Raw genomic sequence first — 21,192 nt, 5'->3', positions numbered from 1 at the left:
GGGCCAAAGCCGGGGTTCAAGTGATTTCGGCAACTCCCTGACGCACATCAATCGGCCTGAACATCACTTGCGACATGCTCACGGCTTTTTTTGCCTCTACGCTTGTGTTGCCAGTGTCCATCACCGGAGTTTTTTTGTGTTCGCCAACCTGTTAATCATCCTCGCCTCCTCCCTGGTGGTGATTGCACTGTTCCAGCGCCTGCGCTTACCACCGGTGCTGGGCTACCTGTGCGTGGGGCTGATGATCGGGCCGACGGCGTTCGACTGGATAAATGAAAGCGAAGAGTTACCAGACCTCGCAGAGTTGGGCGTGGTGTTCCTGCTGTTCTCCCTCGGGCTGGAATTTTCCCTGTCGAAAATGCTCGCATTGCGCCGAGTGGTGTTCGGGCTTGGCAGTCTGCAGGTGTTGTGCTCGGGGATGCTGCTGGGCGGTTTGCTGATATTGCTCGGCATGCCAATCACGCCTGCGCTGTTACTCGGCGCCGGCCTGTCGCTTTCTTCCACTGCCATTGTCAGTAAAGAGCTGCGCAGTCTTGGCGAGATTTTCAGCAGCCACGGCCAGAATGCCATCGCCGTGTTGCTGTTCCAGGACATCGTGGCTGTATTGCTGCTGACCCTGGTGCCAGTGTTCGCTGGCAGCAGCGATCAGGCCTGGTATTGGGCGCTGCCAGTGACGCTGGGGAAAACCGTCGTGTTGTTCGTCGGCCTGCTGCTGGCCAGTCGCTGGGTACTGCCACGGCTGTTCCATGAAGTGGCGGCGGCCCGTTCCGCGGAACTATTCGTACTTCTGGCGCTGGTCATTGTGCTGCTGACAGCGTGGCTGACTCACCTGCTCGGCCTCTCCCCTGCCCTGGGTGCGTTTCTCGCCGGCATGCTGCTGGGGGAAAGCCACTACCGGCATCAGATCGAGGCCGACATCCGCCCGTTCCGCGACATCCTGCTCGGGGTATTCTTCGTCAGTATCGGCATGTTGATCGACTTGCAGTTGTTCGCCAGCCACGGCTTGCTGATCCTCGGCCTGACCCTGGGATTGTTGCTGATCAAGGGCAGCGTCGTTGCCCTGCTGGTCAAATGGCGCGGCAGCGATGGTGAAACCGCCTGGCGCAGCGGCTTGGCATTGGCCCAGGGCGGCGAGTTCTGCTTCGCGCTGATGGCACAGATGCAGCTGAACAAACTGATGCCCGCCGACCTCGGCGGCCTGCTGCTGGCGGCGACCTTCTGTTCGATGCTGGTCACGCCGTTGCTGCTGCGCGCCGCGCCTCGTATCGCTACACACGTGCACCGCAAACCCAACGAAGAAGCGAAACTTGAAGAAATCAGCGCGCTCAATGCCGGGTTACACAGCCATGTCGTTATATGTGGCTACGGTCGCGTCGGCCAGTCCATCGGCCGTTTTTTACGCCATGAGCATCAACCCTACATTGCGCTGGACAGTGATCCGGTGCGAGTCCAGGAAGCAGCCGTCGTTGAAAGCTGTGTGCATTATGGCGACTCCCGTCGCGGCGAGCTGTTGGTTGCCGTAGGGCTGGAGCGCGCAAGGCTGTTGGTGGTTGCCGTCGACAAAACTGACATCGCCCTGCTGATACTCAAGGAGGCACGCCGCTTCAACCCGACGGTGCCGATCCTGGTGCGCACCCGCGATGACAGTCAGTTGGCCGAGTTGAAAGCGGCCGGTGCCAGCGAAGTCGTGCCCGAGTTGCTGGAGTCCAGCCTGATGCTCGCCTCCCATGCGCTGATCATGCTCGGCTTGCCCGGCCAGCAAGTGCAGGACCGGGTCGATCAGGTGCGGCATGACCGCTATCGCCTGCTGCACGGGTTTTATCCCGGTGCTGACGATGAAGAGAACTAGTCCTGGCTCACGGCGCCAATCTTGTGCACCGACAAGTCCGCACCGTAATACTCTTCTTCCTGACTCAGGCGCAGACCATGGAACGCCTTGATCACGCCATACACCGCAAAACCACCGGCCAGCGCCACGACCACACCGAGCGCAGTGCCGATCAACTGGCTGATCAGACTCACGCCACCCAGACCACCCAATGCGCTCTGGCCGAAGATGCCGCAGGCGATCCCGCCCCAGACGCCACACAAACCATGCAACGGCCAGACGCCCAGCACATCATCGATATGCCATTTGCCTTGGGCCGCGGTAAAGCACCAGACGAACAGTACCCCGGCGATAGCGCCCGTCACCAGCGCACCCACCGGGTGCATCAGATCGGAACCGGCGCAGATCGCCACCAATCCGGCCAGCGGACCGTTATGCAGAAAGCCTGGGTCATTACGCCCGACGATCAGCGCCGCCACGGTTCCACCGACCATGGCCATCAGCGAATTCACCGCCACCAGCCCGCTGACACCTTGCAGGGTCTGCGCGCTCATCACGTTGAAACCGAACCAGCCGACGATCAGAATCCACGAACCCAACGCCAGAAACGGAATACTCGACGGCGCGAACGCCACCAATTTTCCATCGCGATAACGCCCTTGACGTGGCCCGAGCAACAACACCGCTGCCAGGGCCAGCCAACCGCCCATGGCGTGGACCACGACCGAGCCCGCGAAGTCATGGAAGCTGGCGCCAAAGCGTTCCAGCAACCAGGCTTGCAGGCCAAAGTTGCCGTTCCAGATCATCCCCTCGAAGAAGGGATAGATGAACGCTACGATCAATGCCGTTGCGCACAACTGAGGGACGAACCGGGCACGCTCGGCGATCCCCCCGGAAATGATCGCTGGTATCGCCGCCGCAAAGGTCAGCAGAAAGAAAAACTTCACCAGTCCATAGCCATGATCAGCGTTGATCACAGCCGCCGGTTGCATGAAGGTCACCCCATAGGAAATCCAATAGCCTATAAAGAAGTAGGCCAGGGTCGAAATAGCGAAATCGCTGAGGATCTTCGACAAGGCGTTGACCTGGTTCTTTTGTCGAACCGTGCCGACTTCGAGAAAGGCGAAACCGGCGTGCATCGCCAGCACCATGACCGCGCCGATCAGAATGAACAACGTATTGGAGCTATGGACCAGACTGTCCACAGCGCTTTGCAGATTTTCCATGGGTTGGCAGACCTTACGGCTGAAAAAAGCACCAAAGCAGTTCGCGAAAACAATTCATGCACCAAGTTGCGACTTGCCGGAATCAAGGAGCCGATCGCGGTGAACCGCTTTGGCGCACAAAATTCATGAAGGCAAATCAAGACCCGGACGTTTGCGCGAGTTTTGATTGTTAGAGTTAAGGTTTTCCTGAAATCATGCCCAGCAACAGCGCAACGGCGCAGGCAGACGCACCACGACGTAGCAAAAGTTGTACCAGACATTTGTACTGAACCTTCGCGCAAGGCTCATACTCGAAAGCAACAGACGCCACTTACGGAGATCCACCAATGGCCAGCATCAAGGCAAAGACTGCTCAAGAGATCCTGATGAACGATTTTCAGACACTGGTCAGCGACACCGAACGGTTGCTGGAACACACCGCATCCCTGGCCGGCGATCAGGCCGATGAGTTGCGCGAGCAGATCCACGACAGTCTGTTGCGTGCCCGCGAAACCTTGAAATTGACCGAAGATTCCCTGCGCGAACGCGGCCAGGCAGCCGTCACCGCCACCGAAGATTACGTTCAGGCAAACCCATGGCAATCGGTCGGCATCGCGGCTGGCGTAGGTTTAATGATTGGTTTGCTGGCAACGCGGCGCTGATATGGCGATCAGCGAATCCGGCTCGTCCGCGACGGGCACAAGCTCCTCACCGCGGCGCCTGGGTGCCGCTTTTCTTGGATTGCTGCACAGCCATGTCGAACTGTTCGGCATCGAATTGCAGGAACAAAAAGCGCGCACTGTAAGCCTGTTGCTGTTTGCAGGCTTGGCGCTGGTCTTTGCCTTGCTGTTACTGGTGGGGTTGTCGACGCTGGTGATGATCCTGTTTTGGGATACCTATCGCCTGCCCGCTATCATCGCACTTTGCGTGTTCTACATCCTTGCATGCATCTTCTGCGGGATGCGCTTGAGAGCGGCGATTTTCGATGAGTCCTCACCCTTCCACGGCACTCTGGAAGAATTGGCCAACGATCGGGAGCGCCTGCTGCCATGAACCTGCCTGAACTGCCTCACAACAGCTCGCGCACAGAAATGCGCAAGGCGCTGATCCGCCTGCGCATGGAAATGCATCGTCAGGAAATCCGCCATGAATCCGCACAATTGCTGCAACCTTTGCAGCGTGTACGCGGTATGTCGCAAAACCTGCAGGAAGGTTTCGGCATCAAGCACGCCCCACTCTGGGGCATGGCAGCCGTCACCTTGCTGGGCTTCTTGACTGGCAAGGGCGCCAAAAGCGGCGGCGTCAGCAGCCTGACTCGACTGGTTCACCTGGGCACCACGCTGGGGCCATTGATCAAGTTGGTCATGCAAGGCTCTTCGCGCAAACATTGATCAGCCGCTATCTGGCTGCATTCTTGCAATACCGCCGGGATGAACCTCTCTATCGAGGGGTTCAATCCTGCATGCCTACCCGGTAACCAGGATTAATCCAAGAACAAGACCTTATTAAGGAGGCCTCGTGATCGACGGGCAACCGCTCGCCTGCTTTCAGCCGTTCATCGATACCGCCACCGGCCGTATCGCTGGCGTCGAGGCACTGGGCCGCCCCTGGCTGTTGCGCTTTTATCAATGCGACCGCCATGGCACGCAGCTGTCGCCCAATCTTGAGTGGCGCAATAACGGCTGGGAGGCTGACAACCGCTACCTGGGCCACAACTGGTCATGGCGTCCCTATTTCTATCACCTGCTGGCAGAGGGTTGGGATGAGCGCAGGCTGACGCTTTCCAACACTTACCGCGATGCCACCAGTAACCAGTACTGCCTCACCGCCGGGCAATTTTTCGATAACGGTGAGCGACTGCTGCTCATCGATATTGACGCCGTCGGGCTCTAGTTCCACTTGCAGGCACCGCTGCGAAACCGGAAGCTAGGAGCTCAATCACCTGACGGAGCAAACCAGCCTTGGATTGGCAAACCCTGCTTACCCGCGAACGCCTCGGAAAGCCTCTGCACAGCCCGGACGAACTCGGCCGCAGCCCTTTCCACAAAGACCACGACCGCATCATTTTCTCGGGCGCGTTCCGCCGCCTCGGGCGTAAGACCCAGGTCCATCCGGTCACCAGCAACGATCATATCCACACGCGCCTGACCCACTCGCTGGAAGTCAGCTGCGTCGGCCGCTCGCTGGGCATGCGCGTTGGCGAAACCATCCGCAGCGCCCTGCCCGACTGGTGCGATCCCAGCGATCTGGGGATGGTGGTGCAATCGGCTTGCCTGGCCCATGACATCGGCAATCCGCCCTTCGGCCACTCCGGCGAAGACGCGATTCGCCACTGGTTCCAGCAAGCCGCCGGCCGTGGCTGGCTGGATGCAATGAGCGAAGTCGAACGCAATGACTTCCTCAACTTCGAAGGCAATGCCCAGGGCTTTCGGGTACTCACCCAGCTGGAATATCACCAGTTCGACGGCGGCACCCGACTGACCTACGCGACTTTGGGAACCTATCTGAAGTATCCATGGACTGCAAAACACGCGGATTCACTGGGCTACAAGAAACACAAGTTCGGCTGCTATCAGAGCGAATTGCCGCTACTGGAACAGATCGCCCATAAACTCGGTTTGCCGCAACTCGAGGAACAGCGCTGGGCGCGCCATCCGCTCGTGTATCTGATGGAGGCTGCCGATGACATCTGCTACGCGCTGATCGACCTGGAAGATGGTCTGGAGATGGAGCTGCTGGAATACGCCGAAGTCGAGTCGCTGTTGCTGGACCTTGTAGGTGACGATTTGCCGGAAACCTATCGCCAGCTCGGTCCACAGGATTCGCGTCGGCGAAAACTGGCGATCCTGCGAGGCAAAGCCATTGAACACCTGACCAACGCCGCAGCCCGCGCCTTTGTCGAGCAACAGGACGCGTTGCTGGCCGGCACGCTGCCCGGTGATCTGGTGGAGCACATGCACGGTCCCGCCAAACGTTGCGTACTGAATGCCAAGGACATGGCGCGCAAAAAAATCTTTCAGGACAAGCGCAAGACCCTGCATGAAATCGGCGCATACACCACGCTGGAAATCCTGCTCAACGCCTTCTGCGGCGCGGCACTGGAACAGCATAACGGTCGAACGCCGTCGTTCAAGAGTCGCCGCATCCTCGACCTGTTGGGCAACAATGCACCCGATCCTCACGGCCCATTGCACACCTCGTTTCTACGGATGATTGACTTCATCGCCGGTATGACCGACAGCTATGCGAGCGAAATGGCGCTGGAGATGACTGGTCGCTCGAGCCACTGATGAGACCGGTGGATCAGCCATTACGCCGCCTGCAATGGTTGATTTACCTCTAAAAAACCCAAGTGCACTCAACGTTCGTCGAATCCCCCTACAACATGTGCTGAGCTAACTGATCGATTATTCAGTAACTTCGCGAAATAATCCCGCTTCCCTCGGTTCGACAGAAGAAGCGTGAATAATCCAATGCTCAAAGACAATCTGCGCATCTTGCTGGTGGAAGATCACCCCTTTCAACTCAAGGCGACTCAATACCTGCTTGAGAGTTATGGTTTCACCCAACTGACCACCACCGACAGTGCCGATGGCGCGCTGCAACAAATGCTAAAGGCTGTGCAACCGTTTGATATTCTTTTATGCGATCAATGCCTGCCCGACCTCTCCGGGCTCGATCTGGTCAAATTTGCCAGCCACCAAGGGATGATCAGACAGGCAATACTGTTAAGTAGCCTGACATCCGCCGAACTGGACGAACTTGAAAAAAAGGCCAACGAACACGGGCTACCATTGTTGGGTTACTTGATAAAACCGCTGAAACAATCAGAATTTAGAAAATTGTTGACCCTGGCCTCACTGTAAAAAGCGCACTCCAAAGGCACTAAAACCCAGCACAAACACAATTCAAACCTTACAAATAAATACTTCTACCACCTCGACTAATTCTCAACTAACTTTGCCCTTCCTCATTAAAAATCCAGTTGATACGTAGTCCTATTCTTCTTCATCTGTAGGAATCATCCTATATTGCCGCTACAGGTCCGTCAGTTCATGCGTCACCTCAACCATCTGAGCTAATGTGCGCGCTTTATTTGAGCTCGTATGGGATTTGATTATGAACTCCGTTTTTATTGTCGACGATCACCCGGTCATCCGCCTTGCCGTCAGAATGTTGCTTGAACATGAAGGTTACAAAGTCGTCGGCGAAACTGATAATGGCGTCGACGCCATGCAAATGGTTCGCGAATGCACGCCCGACCTGGTCATTCTCGACATCAGCATTCCCAAACTGGATGGGCTGGAAGTTCTCGCCCGATTCAACGCAATGAGTACCCGTCTCAAAACATTGGTGTTAACAGCTCAGTGCCCGACACTTTTTGGTATTCGTTGCATGCAATCCGGCGCATCAGGCTATGTGTGCAAACAGGAAGATTTGAGTGAGTTGGTCAGTGCTATAAAAGCCGTATTGTCAGGTTACAACTATTTTCCAAGTCAGGCGCTGAACCCTGTTCGCAGTGATGACGCGCGCTTTGCCGACCTGGAACTGTTCAAGTCAGTCAATGACCGAGAACTGATGGTATTGCAACTCTTTGCCCAAGGCCGCACCAACAAGGAAATTGCCAAAGGAATGTTTCTGAGCAACAAGACTGTCAGCACTTATAAAAAACGCCTCATGCAAAAACTCAAGGCCAAATCCTTGGTTGAACTCATCGATATGGCAAAACGTAACGCGCTAGTGTGAGAGACAGGATGCCCAGTCGTATAAAGGATTATCTGCCACTGATGGCCGCAGGTTTATGCCTGAGCACCTCAGTGCTCGCTGCGCAGACCGTCAGCGAGAACTACACCCTGCTCAGTCGCTCAATGACCGGACACCAGGAAGTCCAACTGGATAAATCACAACGACAATGGATCAAGAATAAACGGGAACTGATCCTTGGCACGTCAGCCCCGGACTACCCCCCTTTCGACCTGACCACCAGTGGTCACGACTACGAAGGTTATACCGCCGATTACGCGGGCATCCTGGGTACATCAACCGGTTTGCCAATCAAGGTTCTGCGCTTTGCGTCCCGGGAGACCGCAATCGAAGCACTCGAAAACGGAGAGGTCGACTTACTGGGTAGCGCCAATGGATTCGAAGCGCATAACGCCGACATTGTACTTTCCACACCCTACGCCGTAGACCAGCCGGTTCTGGTGACACGCGAAGGAGAAACCAGATCCTTGACCGATGGCCTGGCCGGTCTACGGCTGAGCATGGTGTATCACTATTTGCCGCTGGAAGAGGTCAAGGCAATGTATCCGAGGGCGATCATCACGTCCTTTCCGTCCTACCAGAATGCGATCAATGCAGTGGCCTTCGACCAGGCTGATGTTTTTCTGGGTGACACAATTTCCACCCATTACATGATCAACAAGGGCTACCTGAACAACATCCGCATGGCCAATTTCGGCAAACACGAAGCCCACGGTTTCAGCTTTGCCGTGCGCAAGGACAACCCGCAACTGCTCGGGATCATCAACGCAATGCTCTGGGCGATCCCCACCAGCGAACGCGATAACATCGCCAAACGCTGGAGTGCCGGCAGTGACATTCTTCTCACCGATCAAAAACTGCAGCTCACCCACAACGAGGAACGCTGGCTGGCGCAACATCCGGTAGTCCGTGTGGTGGTCAATGAGGCCTTCGCGCCGCTGACGTTTTTCGACAGTGATAACAATTTTCGCGGGGTTACCGCAGACTTGCTCGAGCTGATCAGATTGCGCACCGGGTTGCGTTTCGACGTCCATCGCAGCCGCAGCGATGACGAGATGATCGAGCAGATCAGGGATAATAAGGTCGACTTGATCGCCGCCCTGCTCCCCAGCGTCCAACGTGAAACGACGTTGAACTTCACCCGCCCCTATCTGCAAAACTCATTTGTCCTGCTGACTCGCAAAGCCGCCGACAGCCCGACAAGCCTTGCGCAGTTGCAGGACAAACGCCTGGCTATCGCCCAAGGCAATCCCCTGGTGGATTACCTGCGCGGCGAGTTTCCACAGATCAAGCTGATTGAAACACAGGACGCGTTCAGCGCCGTGGAGTTGCTGGCCGAGGGCAAGGCAGACGGCGCGGTGAACGCCCTGGTAATTGCCAACTACTTCATCTCATCGCGGCTCTTCGAGCACACACTTCAAATCAGTACCACCATCGGTACCCGCCAGGCCGCGTTCGCCCTGGCCACAGGCCGAGATGCCAAAGAACTGAATTCCATCCTCAACAAGGCGCTGCTGAGCATTGCGCCGCAAGAGCTGGGCATCATCAACAGCCGCTGGCGTGGCTATTCGGCATCCTCGCAAAGCACCTGGCGCCTCTATCACCGACTGTTCTACCAAATCATTATCGGTTGCGGGGTGCTGCTGCTGATTTCCTTTGCCTGGAACGCTTACATGCGTCGCCAGATAAAGCAGCGTCAGGCGGCCGAGCGCGCGTTGAACGATCAACTCGAATTCATGCGATCGCTGGTCAACGGTACGCCTCATCCCATCTACGTACGCGATCGCCAGGGACTGCTGCAAAGCTGCAACGACAGTTACCTGGAAGCCTTCTGTGCGAAACGTGAAGACGTCATCGGCAAAAGCGTCATGCAGGGCAACATGAGCAATGCGTTCGAAGCCCGGGAATATCAGGCCGATTACCAGCGTGTCGTGGCCGAGGGCATACCGCTGATTCTCGACCGCGCGTTGCACATCGGCGGCCACAGGCTGACGATTTACCACTGGATTCTTCCCTACCGTGATTCGAGCGGTGAAGTGCAAGGTATCATCGGCGGCTGGATCGACATCAGTGAACGGCGGCAACTTTTCGATGAGCTGCGCTGCGCGAAAGAGCGCGCCGATGAAGCCAACCGGGCCAAAAGCACGTTTCTGGCGACCATGAGCCATGAGATCCGCACCCCGATGAATGCGGTCATCGGCCTGCTCGAACTGACGCTCAAGCGTATCGATCATGAGCACCCGGATCGCCCCGCCATCGATGTGGCGTACAACTCGGCGAAGGATCTGCTGGAACTGATCGGGGACATTCTCGACATTGCACGGATCGAATCCGGGCGTCTTAGCCTGAGCCCTGAACGCGTCAATCCAGGTGAAATCGTGACCTCGGTCGTGCGGGTCTTCGATGGACTGGCGCGCCAGAAAAATCTCCACCTGCTGCTGGAATTCCGCCCTGCCAATTCGGAGTTTGATGTCCTGTTGGACCCCATGCGCTTCAAGCAGGTACTGTCCAACCTGGTCAGCAACGCCATCAAGTTTACGGAGCAGGGCCAGGTCAGGGTCATCGTCGACCTGCAGCCCACCACCGAACCCGAGCGGGTTCAGATGCTGTTGCACGTTCAGGACAGTGGCATAGGCATCAGCGAACAGGATCAGCAGCGGTTATTCGAACCCTTCGCTCAAGCCGATAACTGTGCACAATCAGACAGAGGTGGCGCAGGACTGGGTCTGGTGATCAGCCGCAGCCTGTGCGAGATGATGGGTGGCAGCCTGCAATTGAGCAGCCAGCCAGGTGTGGGCACTCAAGTCGAGGTTTCATTGCACCTGGAAACACTGCCACTTGAGCAGGTGCCGGAGACTGTTGAAGCGCACATACACACCACGGCGACCCCCTTGAACGTTCTGGTGGTCGACGATCACCCGGCCAATCGCTTGCTCATGTGCCAGCAACTGGAGTTTCTGGGGCATCGATTCAGCGTCCAGGCGGATGGCGAAGCGGGATACAAGGCGTGGAAAGCAGAGCCGTTCGATCTGGTGATTGTCGATTGCAACATGCCGATCATGAATGGATACGAACTGGCCCGCGCCATTCGCCGACAGGAACAACAAACGCAACGCCCGCCCTGTACCGTTCTGGGTTTTACCGCCAACGCGCAACCGGAAGAAATACAACGCTGCAAACAAGCCGGGATGGACGACTGCCTGTTCAAGCCCCTCACCCTGACAGCCTTGAGTCAGTGGGTTGAAGGTATCAGGCCGACCGTCCGCGATCCGGCGTTCAGCCTGCAAGGGCTGCGGCTTTTGACGGGTGGAAATCCGCTATTGGACCAGCGATTGTTGGCCGAACTGTTGAACAGCAACCGTTTGGACCGACAAGAATTGCTGGCCCTGAACCTATCCAAAGACCCACAGTCATTTCTCGACGTCGCCCACAAAATCAAGGGCGCCGCCCGAATCGTCCAGGCCTCCCGAGTGATCGACAGCTGCGAGGCGTTGGAAAAGGCCTGCCATGAAGTGTTCCATCACGACGAGGTGGCCGATTGCAGCAAGGCTATAGAGCGCGCCATGCTCGAACTGGAGCAAGCCTTGCAGCAACAAATTGGCCAAAACGACAACAGCAGAATGACAGAGCCTTAACTATGCTAGGACGCTGAGCAGTGTGTTTACCATCATGGAGAGACCTGCAATGCCCAGCCCTCTGCGCCCGGATCAACGGCGGTTTCCCCTGCACGTCCATATCAGCGTGATGTTCACGCTCCTGTTGATGCTGACTGGAGTGGTGCTGGGCATTTTCAACTACCGGCAAACCACGCAGATCATTCTTTCCAGTAGTGAAAAGCTCTTCAACCGCATCGAGCAGGACGTCCGCCTTGACCTGCACACCACCTATGAGCCGATTCGTCATCTGCTGAGCCTGTTGGCGGATTACCCGGCGACGCAGGCACCTGACCTGGAGCAACGCCTGGCGTTGTTCAAACCCTTCAGCCAGTCACTCAAGGACAACCCCTACCTGGCCTCGCTGTATCTGGGCTACGGCAATGGTGATTTCTTCATGGTTCGGTCCTTGCGAACCTCCGGTCTGAAAACGCTCCTGAATGCCCCGGACACTGCGGCTTATCAGGTGTGGAGCATTGAGCGAACCGGCAACAACGGAAAGGTCCGCTCCCAATCACTGTTTTTCGATCAAGATCTGACCCTCATCAGTCGCCAGGACAATCCCGACGAAACCTACGATCCGCGAACCCGCGCCTGGTATGCCAACGCCCTCAGCGACAGGGATCAGATCACCACCGAACCCTACATTTTTTTCTCCACCCACGATGTCGGCACCACCCTGGCCCGGCGCAGCGGCGAACAAGCCGTCATGGGCGCCGATCTGACCCTGGCGGAACTCTCCGCGACCCTGGCCAATCATGTGGTGACCCCCAGCACCGAAATCGTGCTGTTCGATGCCGAGGGCAATGCCATTGCTTATCCCGACAGCCGCAAACTGATCATCGACGATCAGACTGCCCGCCTGATCAAAGCCGCCGACTTGAGCCCCAACCTCGGCGCGCTGCTCAACAATCCCCCCGAAGGTAACCGCCTGGATGTCGCCGGTCGTCAATGGATCGTTGCCCGCAGCAGCATGCAGGAGGGTGGCCCCCAGGGACTGCAACTGGCGCTGCTGGTACCGGAAGATGAATTACTCGTCGATGCCTACCGCATGCGCTGGCAAGGCGCGCTGATTACCTTGGCCACGCTGTTGCTATGCCTGCCGCTGGGTTGGCTGACCTCTCGGATTCTGGTAAAACCCTTGCGCGCGCTGGTGCGGGAGGCCGATGCGGTTCGCAGTTTCGACTTCAACTTTCCGCCCTCACGTCGCTCTCCCGTACTCGAAGTCGACCAACTGAGCGTGTCGATGACGCGCATGAAAGATACCTTGGCGAGTTTTTTCCAGATCACCGAAAGCCTGAGCGCCGAGGTCCGTTTTGCCCCCTTGCTGGAACGCGTGTTGTTTGAAACTGTGAAAATCGGCCAGGCCCAGGCCGGTCTGATCTACCTGCGCGAAAGTGATGGAGATCGCATGGAGCCACAGGGTCTGGTCATCAACGGCATCTCACAGGCGTTGCCGTCCTTTGATCTTCAAGGACACGAACTCCAGGCTCCGCATAGCCCTGCATGGCTCCGGCAGCTGGCGGATGCCGACAACGTCGTCACCACGCTTGGTTTCGAACAGGCGGGGGATTTGCAGAAGGTGCTGCTTGCACTGGAGTGCCCCCGCGTTCATCTGATCGGTATTCGACTGCACAATCGTCATAACGAAACCGTGGGCCTGCTGATCCTGCTGTTGGCCGATACCGGCAACCAGAGCGATCTGGAAAAACTCCGTCCGGACCGCATCGCGTTCCTCCAGGCCGTGTCCGGTGCGGCTGCCGTGAGTATTGAAAGTCAGCGTCTGCAAGCCAGACAAAAACAACTGCTGGACGCCTTCATTCAACTGCTGGCCGGTGCGATTGACGCCAAAAGCCCCTACACCGGCGGTCACTGCCAGCGAGTGCCGGCGCTGACCCTGATGCTCGCCCAAGCCGCCGCGGCCAGCCAGGCCCCGGCCTTCAGTGGCTATCAACCCACCGACGATGAATGGGAAGCGCTGCACATCGCGGCCTGGCTACACGATTGCGGCAAGGTCACCACTCCGGAATACGTGGTCGATAAATCCACGAAGCTGGAAACGCTTAACGACCGCATCCACGAAATCCGCACCCGTTTCGAAGTGCTCAAGCGCGATGTCTGGATCAACTATTGGCAGGATATGGCCCTGGGCGGTGACGAGCAGCCCCTGGCCGAATTGCGCAACGCCACTCTGGCGGGACTGGACGATGACTTCGCGTTCGTTGCCCGCTGCAACCTGGGTGGCGAGGCGATGGCCGAGCCCGATTTGCAACGCCTGCACAGCATGGCCCAGCGCACCTGGACCCGAACACTGGATGACCGGCTGGGCGTTTCCTGGGAAGAGAACCGGCGCCAGGCGCGAACCCCGGCACCGGCACTGCCGGTTAGCGAACCATTGCTGGCGGACAAACCCGAGCACCTGTTCGAACGACCCGAAGCCGAACTGATTCCGGAAGATAATCCCTGGGGATTCAAACTCGATGTGCCGCGCTACAAGTACAACAGGGGCGAGCTCTACAACCTGAGCATTGCCCGAGGCACCCTGACCCGCGAGGAGCGTTACATCATCAATCACCACATGGTGCAGACGATTCGGATGCTCAGCCACCTGCCCTTCCCAGGCCACCTCAACAACGTCGCGGAGATCGCCGGCGGCCACCACGAAAAAATGGACGGCACCGGCTATCCCAAACAGTTGAAGCGTGAAGAAATGAGCCTGCCGGCGCGGATGATGGCGATTGCCGATATTTTCGAAGCACTGACCGCCGCCGATCGCCCCTACAAGAAAGCCAAATCGTTGAGCGAGGCGCTGGGCATCATGGCTACCATGTGCCGGGACGCCCACATCGATCCTGAGTTGTTCGGGCTGTTCATCAACGAACAAATCTATTTGCAGTACGCCGATCGATTCCTCGATGCCCAACAAATCGATGCGGTGGACTCGTCGAGCCTGCTGGTCAAGGCAGGCTTAAGGGCATGATCAGCAGTCGGTCAGGCGCAGGAAAATCGCCGCCAATTGCTCGATACCGGCCTGATCTTCAGCGGTAAAACGCGCCAGTTTCGGGCTGTCGAGGTCCAGCACGCCAATCAATCGACCGTCCTTGACGAGTGGCACCACCAGTTCGCTGTTCGACGCGCTGTCGCAAGCGATGTGTCCGGGGAACGCGTGCACGTCCTCGACCAACTGGGTCTGCAAGGTCGCCGCCGCAGCCCCGCACACGCCCCGACCGAATGGAATCCGCACGCAGGCGATCTGCCCTTGAAAAGGGCCGAGCACCAACTCTTCGTCGCGATTGAGGTAGAACCCGGCCCAATTCAGGTCATCGAGCTGGTTGTACAGGAACGCCGAGAACTGCGCGGCGTTAGCGATGAAATCCCGCTCGCCCGCCAGCAATGACTCCAATTGCGCCCACAGCATGCCGTAGCCTTCGAGGCCCTGGCCGCTCTTCTGTAGATCGATCATGCCTTGTGCTCCAACAGCTTCAGCCCGACCCAGTAGCGGGCAAATTGATACGCGCATCGTCCGTTGCGATTACCCCGGCCCGTGGCCCAGCGCACCGCGAGGATCTCCAGTTCTTCGTCTCGTTGCCACTTGAGGCCCGCCTTGTTGGCCAGTTGACCGATCCAGTGTTCGACGACGTTGAGGAAGTGTTCCTGGGTGAACGGGTAGAACGACAGCCATAATCCGAAACGGTCCGACAGCGCAATCTTGTCTTCCACCGCCTCGCTGGGATGGAGTTCGCCGTCGACCCTTTTCCAGTTTTCGTTATCGCTTTCCTTTTCCGGCACCAGATGGCGGCGGTTGGAAGTGGCGTACAGCAAAACGTTATCCGGCGCCTGTTCGAGAGAACCGTCGAGCACGCTCTTGAGCACCCGATAGTCACCCTCGCCCGACTCGAACGACAGGTCATCGCAGAACAGCACGAAACGCTGGGGCAGTTTGGCGATTTGTTCGACCACTCGCGGCAAGTCTGCCAGGTGATCGCGTTCGATCTCGATCAGCCGCAAACCCGCCTTGGCGTGTTCGGCCAGCAAGGCGCGAACCAGCGACGATTTACCGGTGCCGCGCGAGCCCCAGAGCAACGCGTGGTTGGCCGGCATGCCGTCGAGGAACTGTTGGGTATTTCGCCCCAGTTGCTCCAGTTGCCGGTCAACGCCGATCAGGTCGGACAAACGCATGTCAAGGCTGACTTGCAGCGGCAGCATAAAACCGCTGCGCCCCTCGCGTTGCCAGCGTGCAGCCAGGCAGTGGTTCCAGTCGATGACTTGCCGAGGTGCGGGCAGCAGCGGTTCGATACGGGCCAAAACGGCATCGGCGCGTTCAAGAAAAGCATTTAATCGGGAATCCACGTCTTCTCCTCGGGCACGTTCACAGTAATGATGGCGATACAGCGACGAAACACAGCGCTCGGTGTCCGGTTCATCCCTTTGCACAAGGGCTCGCGAGGACATCGGTATCCATGCATGATCGACTATGCTTGACCAGCGAAGGGAAACGGAAGTGGTTCAACACCCCATGGATATCAAGTTCACCAACCGGCTGTCCTACAAGCAAGCCAGGCTTACTGTGCTGGTCGGTTTCATTCTGGGCACGCTGCTCAGTCTGCTGCAAATAGGCATCGATTATGCCAGTGAAGACGCCTCCATCAACCGCGAAATCCTGTCTTTACTGGAAATCAGCCATAACCCCGCGTCCCGCATCGCCTACAACATCGACGCCGAACTCGCTCAGGAATTGACCCTGGGCCTGTTGCGCTCGCCGGCGATCATCGGCGCGCAATTGATCGACAATAACAATACTGTGCTGGCCAACGTCAAACGCCCAGGCGTGCAACGCGGCTATCGGGTGATCAGCGACTTCCTGTTCGGTGCTAACCGACAGTTCGAAGACCGTCTCTACCTGGATCACTTGCCGACCGAATCCCTCGGCACCCTGCGTCTTGACGTCGACACCTATTCATTCGGCAACCGGTTCCTGCGCCGGGCCGAGGTGACACTGCTTAATGGCTTCGCCCGCAGCCTGCTTCTGACCGGCATCCTGCTGGCCCTGTTCTATGTGATGCTGACCAAGCCGTTGGTGCGTGTCATCCGCGAACTCAGTAGTCGCGACCCGCGCAGCGCGGAGCCGACGTCGATGGAATGCCCGACGAGCCATGAAAACGATGAAATCGGTGTATTGGTCAAGGTTGCCAATCAACAGTTCGAAAACATCGCCACCGAAATCCAGCAGCGACGCAACGCCGAAAACCGCCTGACCGACTACCTCGGGCAACTGGAGAACATCGTCTCGGCCCGCACGGCGGAACTCAAGGCGATCAACACTCGGCTCAGCCAATCCAATCAGGAGCTGGAAGTCGCCCGCAGCACCGCCCTGGGCATGGCCGACGCGCGCTCTGTGTTCCTGGCCAACATGAGCCACGAGATCCGCACGCCGCTCAACGGCCTGCTGGGGATGATCGCGCTTTCCCTGGACGGTCCGCTCAATGCCGAGCAGCAGCAACAGCTGTCCATCGCCCATGACTCGGGCAAAGTACTGGTTGAACTGCTCAACGATATCCTCGATCTGTCGAAGTTCGATGCCGGCCAACTTGAGCTCGAACATATTCCGTTCGACCTCGGCTCGCTGATCGAGGATACCGCCAACCTGCTGTCACAGAACGCCGCGCCGAGCGTCGAGCTGAGCTGCCTGATCGATCCGCATTTTCCGGCGCTGGTGCTCGGGGATCCGACCCGGGTCCGACAGATCGTCAGCAACCTGTTGTCCAACGCCCTCAAGTTCACCCGTTTCGGTCGGGTCGATGTGCGCCTCTCGACATTCGAGGACGGCGTCAGAATCGAAGTCTGCGACACCGGCATCGGTATCGCCCAGGACGCCCAGGTCAAGATCTTCCAGCCCTTCACCCAGGCGGGTGCCGGCATTACCCGGCAATTCGGCGGGACCGGGTTGGGCCTGGCGCTGACCTACAACCTTTGCGAAGTCATGCAAGGGCGCCTTACCATCAGCTCGGAAGCAGGCTTCGGTAGCCAGTTCTGCGCGGATCTGCCGCTGCCCAGCCACACCCGCGCGTTGCCTCCGGCCTCTTTACAGGGCAAGGTCATCGCAATCACCGCCGCGAGCAGCGGTCTGGCAGAACTGCTGAACAGTGTGTTGCCCGGCTGGGGGCTCGACTATCAGCAGCGTTCCATCGATGACTCGTTGCAGGGTCTGAACCCTGATGTACTGATTACCGATTGCCCCGAATGCCTGTTTGGCCTGCGTCCCTCGTGTACAGCCCCCATTCTGCTGGTCACCGCTTACGGCAGTTTCATGCCCAGCGAAGAAGCCGCCGCCCTCGCCCCCTTGCAGCAACAGGCGCGGCCTCTGGCGCGCAACGCGCTATACCAGACGCTGCGACGAGTCCTGCAGCCGGAACTCAACACGATCAACGATGCCCGGCTCGACACGCTTTCCTCACAACGACGCGGACGTGTGCTGCTCGTGGAGGACAATCCGGTCAACCAATTAGTGGCCAAGGGGATGCTTGGGAAACTTGGTTGCGAGGTGATCGTCGCCGGTCACGGTGGCGAGGCCCTGGATCAACTTGAGCAGAGCGAATTCGATCTGGTGCTGATGGACTGCAACATGCCGGTGATGGACGGCTACGAGGCCAGTCGGCAAATCCGTCGCAGCGGTCGCTGGCCACAGCTGCCCATCGTCGCCCTGACCGCCAACGCCATGTCCGAAGAGCGCGAACGCTGTCGTGCGGCGGGCATGAGCGATTACCTGGCAAAACCCTTCCGCCGGGAAGAGTTGGCTGCCCTGCTGGACTTGTGGGTCCCTACAACGACAGTGCTTTGATTTGCCCCAACAGGTGATCAAGGCCATCGCGCAGATCATTCAGGCGATCCAGATCCACACCGCTGTCGCACAGCAGACGGGCCTTGAGCGGCCCGACCTGATCGCGCAAGGCCTTGCCGGTGGGCGACAGACTCAAGTGCACTTCACGTTCATCCCGCGCCGAGCGCTGACGCTGAACCAGTTGCAGTTGCTCAAGACGCTTGAGCAACGGCGTCAGGGTGCCGGAATCCAGCGCCAGGCGTTCGCCCAACGCCTTGACCGTCGGCTGCTCAGGGGCTGCCTCCTGCCATTCCCACAACACCAGCATCGCCAGGTATTGCGGGTAGGTCAGGCCGAGCTGATCGAGCATCGGCTTGTAGGCGCGGATCACCGCCCGGGAAGCGGCGTACAGTTTGAAGCACAGTTGGCTGTCGAGCTTCAGGGAATCGACTGACAAGGTGTTCATTTGAGCAGGGCTTCGATCTCGCGGCTCAGGTCCTGCGGTTTAGTCGCGGGGGCGAAGCGCTTGACCAGCTGGCCATCCTTGCCAATCAGAAACTTGGTGAAGTTCCACTTGATGCCCTGGGAACCCAGCACACCCGGCGCGCGCTTTTTCAGTTGAACGAACAGCGGATGGGCACCGGCGCCATTGACTTCAATCTTTTTGAACAGCGGAAAACTGACGCCGAAGTTTAATTCGCAGAACTCCGAAATCGCCCCTTCGTTGCCCGGCTCCTGCTTGCCGAACTGATTGCATGGAAAGCCCAGCACCACCAGACCTTGATCCTTGTAGGTCTGCCACAACTCTTCAAGGCCTTTGTACTGCGGGGTGAAACCGCATTTGCTCGCGGTGTTGACCACCAGCACGGCTTTGCCGGCGAAATCCGCCAGGGTCTTTTGCTCACCCTTGATGGTGGTGCAAGGGATACTCAGCAGATTGTCGCTCATGATTCGGACTCTAAATGAGGGAAGATGAGATAAACATAGCGAGCAATTGAATTGTGTGCAATTTAAATATCCGAAAGGCGATCATCGGATCGCCCTCTGGCTTATTACTCGCGGGGTACCAGGTCCAGGCACACCGAGTTGATGCAGTAACGCAGGCCAGTCGGCGGCGGACCGTCCGGGAACACGTGCCCCAGGTGTGCATCGCATTTGCCGCAGACCACTTCGGTGCGGATCATGCCGTGGCTGACGTCACGGATCTCGACCATGGCGCTGTCGCCGATCGGCGCGTAGAAGCTTGGCCAGCCGCAGCCGGAGTCGAATTTGGTCTTGGAGTCGAACAGTGGCTCGTTGCAGCAGATGCAGTGGTAAACACCGTCAGTTTTGGTGTCGTTAAATTTGCCGGAGAACGGTCGCTCGGTGCCCTTGAGACGGCAAACGTTGTACTGCTCCGGGTCGAGCATTGCTTTCCATTCTTCCAGGGTTTTTTCCAACTTTTCCATCATCACACCTCAGCAGCTGAAAAAGCCCGATCTGTACCTTTTCCACGGATCGGGCGGCACGTATGATTGCGCCTCGTCATACGCCAGTCTGGCAGCCAGACCACGCGCATTCAAACGGATTTATGGGTGCTGCCTCTCAAGGCGTCAGGCCTGTGTGAATACGCAGGATTCCCAGCGCGGTTGTTCATACGCCGCCTGGATCGTTCATTTTCGGGAACACATCGCCATGCAGGTCAGCAAATCGAACAAGCTCGCCAACGTCTGCTACGACATTCGCGGCCCAGTGCTCAAGCACGCCAAACGCCTGGAAGAGGAAGGCCATCGCATCCTCAAGCTGAACATCGGCAACCCAGCGCCTTTTGGTTTCGAAGCGCCGGATGAAATCCTCCAGGACGTGATCCGCAACCTGCCGACCGCTCAGGGCTACAGCGACTCCAAGGGTCTGTTCAGCGCCCGCAAGGCCGTCATGCAGTACTACCAGCAAAAGCAGGTGGAAGGCGTCGGCATTGAAGACATCTATTTGGGCAACGGCGTTTCCGAGCTGATCGTGATGTCGATGCAGGCCCTGCTCAACAACGGCGACGAAGTGCTGGTGCCCGCCCCGGATTACCCGCTGTGGACCGCCGCGGTGAGCCTGTCGGGCGGCAACCCGGTGCATTACCTGTGCGACGAGCAGGCCAACTGGTGGCCGGATCTGGCCGACATCAAGGCCAAGATTACCCCGAACACCAAAGCACTGGTGATCATCAACCCGAACAACCCGACCGGCGCGGTGTATTCGAAAGAAGTCCTGCTGGGCATGCTGGAACTGGCCCGTCAGCACAACCTCGTGGTTTTTTCCGACGAAATCTACGACAAGATTCTGTACGACGATGCCGTGCACATCTGCACGGCCTCCCTGGCGCCAGATCTGCTGTGCCTGACGTTCAACGGTCTGTCCAAGTCTTATCGCGTGGCTGGTTTCCGTTCCGGCTGGATCGCCATTTCCGGCCCGAAACATCACGCCCAGAGCTACATCGAAGGCATCGACATGCTGGCGAACATGCGCCTGTGTGCCAACGTGCCGAGCCAGCACGCTATCCAGACAGCGCTCGGCGGTTATCAGAGCATCAATGATCTGGTATTACCCCAAGGTCGGCTGCTGGAACAGCGCAACCGTACCTGGGAACTGCTCAACGACATTCCCGGCGTAAGCTGCGTCAAGCCAATGGGCGCGCTCTATGCGTTCCCACGGATCGACCCGAAAGTCTGCCCGATCCATAACGACGAGAAATTCGTGCTCGACCTGCTGCTGTCGGAGAAGCTGCTGGTGGTTCAAGGCACCGCCTTCAACTGGCCATGGCCGGACCACTTCCGTGTGGTGACCCTGCCGCGCGTGGACGACCTGGACATGGCCATCGGACGGATTGGCAACTTCCTCAAGTCCTATCGCCAGTAAGCGGCCTGTCACCGTGCGACGCTTGCGCAAGTCGCACGG

At 58.1% G+C, this 21,192-nt stretch carries 17 protein-coding genes and 1 pseudogene; 12 read left to right on the top strand and 6 right to left on the bottom strand.

Features of this window, described 5'->3' with window-relative positions; all coding sequences use genetic code 11:
- Window positions 1-136: 136 nt before the first annotated feature.
- The gene (locus ACYZTU_RS09580) at window positions 137-1,849 is read left to right on the top strand and encodes a cation:proton antiporter (RefSeq protein WP_461969681.1); all 1,713 of its coding nucleotides are present in this window, start codon (window positions 137-139) and stop codon (window positions 1,847-1,849) included.
- Here ACYZTU_RS09580 and ACYZTU_RS09575 read toward each other — a convergent pair.
- Window positions 1,846-3,054, bottom strand: coding sequence for an ammonium transporter (locus tag ACYZTU_RS09575; protein ID WP_461969679.1), 1,209 nt, complete (start codon window positions 3,052-3,054; stop codon window positions 1,846-1,848). The genes ACYZTU_RS09580 and ACYZTU_RS09575 overlap by 4 nt on opposite strands.
- Before the next feature lie 326 nt (window positions 3,055-3,380).
- Here ACYZTU_RS09575 and ACYZTU_RS09570 point away from each other — a divergent pair, with 326 nt between their 5' ends.
- The 9 genes and pseudogenes from ACYZTU_RS09570 (at window position 3,381) to ACYZTU_RS09530 (ending at window position 14,430) form a co-directional block, all read left to right on the top strand.
- Complete coding sequence (locus ACYZTU_RS09570) at window positions 3,381-3,695, top strand: ElaB/YgaM/YqjD family protein (RefSeq protein WP_461969678.1); 315 nt, start codon at window positions 3,381-3,383, stop codon at window positions 3,693-3,695.
- Between the two features lies 1 nt (window position 3,696).
- Window positions 3,697-4,086 carry a phage holin family protein gene (locus tag ACYZTU_RS09565; protein ID WP_461969676.1) on the top strand — a complete coding sequence of 130 codons (390 nt, stop codon included), beginning with the start codon at window positions 3,697-3,699 and terminating at the stop codon, window positions 4,084-4,086.
- Window positions 4,083-4,424, top strand: coding sequence for a hypothetical protein (locus ACYZTU_RS09560; protein WP_461969674.1), 342 nt, complete (start codon window positions 4,083-4,085; stop codon window positions 4,422-4,424). Before ACYZTU_RS09565 ends, ACYZTU_RS09560 begins: the two co-directional genes overlap by 4 nt.
- 214 nt (window positions 4,425-4,638) lie before the next feature.
- Window positions 4,639-4,926, top strand: a pseudogene (locus tag ACYZTU_RS09555) (EAL-associated domain-containing protein); the annotation flags it as partial.
- A gap of 68 nt (window positions 4,927-4,994) precedes the next feature.
- Window positions 4,995-6,323 carry a deoxyguanosinetriphosphate triphosphohydrolase gene (locus tag ACYZTU_RS09550; protein WP_461969672.1) on the top strand — a complete coding sequence of 443 codons (1,329 nt, stop codon included), beginning with the start codon at window positions 4,995-4,997 and terminating at the stop codon, window positions 6,321-6,323.
- A 183-nt stretch (window positions 6,324-6,506) separates the two neighbouring features.
- Entirely contained in the window at window positions 6,507-6,899 is a 393-nt protein-coding gene (locus ACYZTU_RS09545; protein WP_461970996.1) for a response regulator, read from the top strand.
- Between the two features lie 253 nt (window positions 6,900-7,152).
- The gene (locus tag ACYZTU_RS09540) at window positions 7,153-7,779 is read left to right on the top strand and encodes a response regulator (protein ID WP_449644135.1); all 627 of its coding nucleotides are present in this window, start codon (window positions 7,153-7,155) and stop codon (window positions 7,777-7,779) included.
- Window positions 7,780-7,787: 8 nt separating this feature from the next.
- Complete coding sequence (locus tag ACYZTU_RS09535; protein ID WP_461969670.1) at window positions 7,788-11,432, top strand: transporter substrate-binding domain-containing protein; 3,645 nt, start codon at window positions 7,788-7,790, stop codon at window positions 11,430-11,432.
- Between the two features lie 49 nt (window positions 11,433-11,481).
- Window positions 11,482-14,430: an HD domain-containing phosphohydrolase gene (locus tag ACYZTU_RS09530; protein ID WP_461969668.1), complete on the top strand. Its 2,949-nt coding sequence runs from the start codon at window positions 11,482-11,484 to the stop codon at window positions 14,428-14,430.
- Here the strand turns inward: ACYZTU_RS09530 and ACYZTU_RS09525 are convergent, their stop codons facing one another.
- Both ACYZTU_RS09525 and ACYZTU_RS09520 read right to left on the bottom strand, forming a co-directional pair.
- Window positions 14,431-14,913, bottom strand: coding sequence for a GAF domain-containing protein (locus ACYZTU_RS09525; RefSeq protein ID WP_461969666.1), 483 nt, complete (start codon window positions 14,911-14,913; stop codon window positions 14,431-14,433).
- Complete coding sequence (locus ACYZTU_RS09520; protein ID WP_461969664.1) at window positions 14,910-15,800, bottom strand: ATP-binding protein; 891 nt, start codon at window positions 15,798-15,800, stop codon at window positions 14,910-14,912. The genes ACYZTU_RS09525 and ACYZTU_RS09520 overlap by 4 nt, the downstream gene beginning before the upstream one ends.
- Before the next feature lie 166 nt (window positions 15,801-15,966).
- On the opposite strand from ACYZTU_RS09520, the gene ACYZTU_RS09515 reads away from it, so the two are divergent.
- Entirely contained in the window at window positions 15,967-18,288 is a 2,322-nt protein-coding gene (locus ACYZTU_RS09515) for a hybrid sensor histidine kinase/response regulator (RefSeq protein WP_461969662.1), read from the top strand.
- Here ACYZTU_RS09515 and ACYZTU_RS09510 read toward each other — a convergent pair.
- From ACYZTU_RS09510 to msrB, 3 genes are all read right to left on the bottom strand, one after another.
- Entirely contained in the window at window positions 18,269-18,733 is a 465-nt protein-coding gene (locus tag ACYZTU_RS09510; RefSeq protein WP_461969660.1) for a MarR family winged helix-turn-helix transcriptional regulator, read from the bottom strand. The genes ACYZTU_RS09515 and ACYZTU_RS09510 overlap by 20 nt on opposite strands.
- Window positions 18,730-19,215 carry a glutathione peroxidase gene (locus ACYZTU_RS09505; protein ID WP_074878825.1) on the bottom strand — a complete coding sequence of 162 codons (486 nt, stop codon included), beginning with the start codon at window positions 19,213-19,215 and terminating at the stop codon, window positions 18,730-18,732. The genes ACYZTU_RS09510 and ACYZTU_RS09505 overlap by 4 nt, the downstream gene beginning before the upstream one ends.
- 104 nt (window positions 19,216-19,319) lie before the next feature.
- On the bottom strand, window positions 19,320-19,715 hold the full coding sequence (gene msrB / locus ACYZTU_RS09500) for a peptide-methionine (R)-S-oxide reductase MsrB (RefSeq protein WP_461969658.1): 396 nt from the start codon (window positions 19,713-19,715) through the stop codon (window positions 19,320-19,322).
- 226 nt (window positions 19,716-19,941) lie between these two features.
- On the opposite strand from msrB, the gene ACYZTU_RS09495 reads away from it, so the two are divergent.
- On the top strand, window positions 19,942-21,153 hold the full coding sequence (locus ACYZTU_RS09495; RefSeq protein ID WP_008030363.1) for a pyridoxal phosphate-dependent aminotransferase: 1,212 nt from the start codon (window positions 19,942-19,944) through the stop codon (window positions 21,151-21,153).
- Window positions 21,154-21,192 lie beyond the last annotated feature (39 nt).

This window comes from Pseudomonas sp. HLT2-19-2, from assembly GCF_054898005.1.
The sequence above is the reverse complement of the archived record's forward strand: the minus strand, read 5'-3'. Positions and strand labels throughout refer to the sequence as shown.

What these genes read in the sequence shown, in the direction of transcription:
- ACYZTU_RS09570 (WP_461969678.1), top strand. Translation starts at nt 3,381, where the DNA reads ATGGCCAGCATCAAGGCAAAGACTGCTCAAGAGATCCTGATGAACGAT.
- ACYZTU_RS09565 (WP_461969676.1), top strand. Translation starts at nt 3,697, where the DNA reads ATGGCGATCAGCGAATCCGGCTCGTCCGCGACGGGCACAAGCTCCTCA.
- ACYZTU_RS09495 (WP_008030363.1), top strand. Translation starts at nt 19,942, where the DNA reads ATGCAGGTCAGCAAATCGAACAAGCTCGCCAACGTCTGCTACGACATT.
- ACYZTU_RS09535 (WP_461969670.1), top strand. Translation starts at nt 7,788, where the DNA reads ATGCCCAGTCGTATAAAGGATTATCTGCCACTGATGGCCGCAGGTTTA.
- ACYZTU_RS09515 (WP_461969662.1), top strand. Translation starts at nt 15,967, where the DNA reads ATGGATATCAAGTTCACCAACCGGCTGTCCTACAAGCAAGCCAGGCTT.
- ACYZTU_RS09575 (WP_461969679.1), bottom strand. Translation starts at nt 3,054, where the DNA reads ATGGAAAATCTGCAAAGCGCTGTGGACAGTCTGGTCCATAGCTCCAAT.
- msrB (WP_461969658.1), bottom strand. Translation starts at nt 19,715, where the DNA reads ATGGAAAAGTTGGAAAAAACCCTGGAAGAATGGAAAGCAATGCTCGAC.
- ACYZTU_RS09510 (WP_461969660.1), bottom strand. Translation starts at nt 18,733, where the DNA reads ATGAACACCTTGTCAGTCGATTCCCTGAAGCTCGACAGCCAACTGTGC.
- ACYZTU_RS09560 (WP_461969674.1), top strand. Translation starts at nt 4,083, where the DNA reads ATGAACCTGCCTGAACTGCCTCACAACAGCTCGCGCACAGAAATGCGC.
- ACYZTU_RS09540 (WP_449644135.1), top strand. Translation starts at nt 7,153, where the DNA reads ATGAACTCCGTTTTTATTGTCGACGATCACCCGGTCATCCGCCTTGCC.
- ACYZTU_RS09505 (WP_074878825.1), bottom strand. Translation starts at nt 19,215, where the DNA reads ATGAGCGACAATCTGCTGAGTATCCCTTGCACCACCATCAAGGGTGAG.
- ACYZTU_RS09530 (WP_461969668.1), top strand. Translation starts at nt 11,482, where the DNA reads ATGCCCAGCCCTCTGCGCCCGGATCAACGGCGGTTTCCCCTGCACGTC.
- ACYZTU_RS09525 (WP_461969666.1), bottom strand. Translation starts at nt 14,913, where the DNA reads ATGATCGATCTACAGAAGAGCGGCCAGGGCCTCGAAGGCTACGGCATG.
- ACYZTU_RS09545 (WP_461970996.1), top strand. Translation starts at nt 6,507, where the DNA reads ATGCTCAAAGACAATCTGCGCATCTTGCTGGTGGAAGATCACCCCTTT.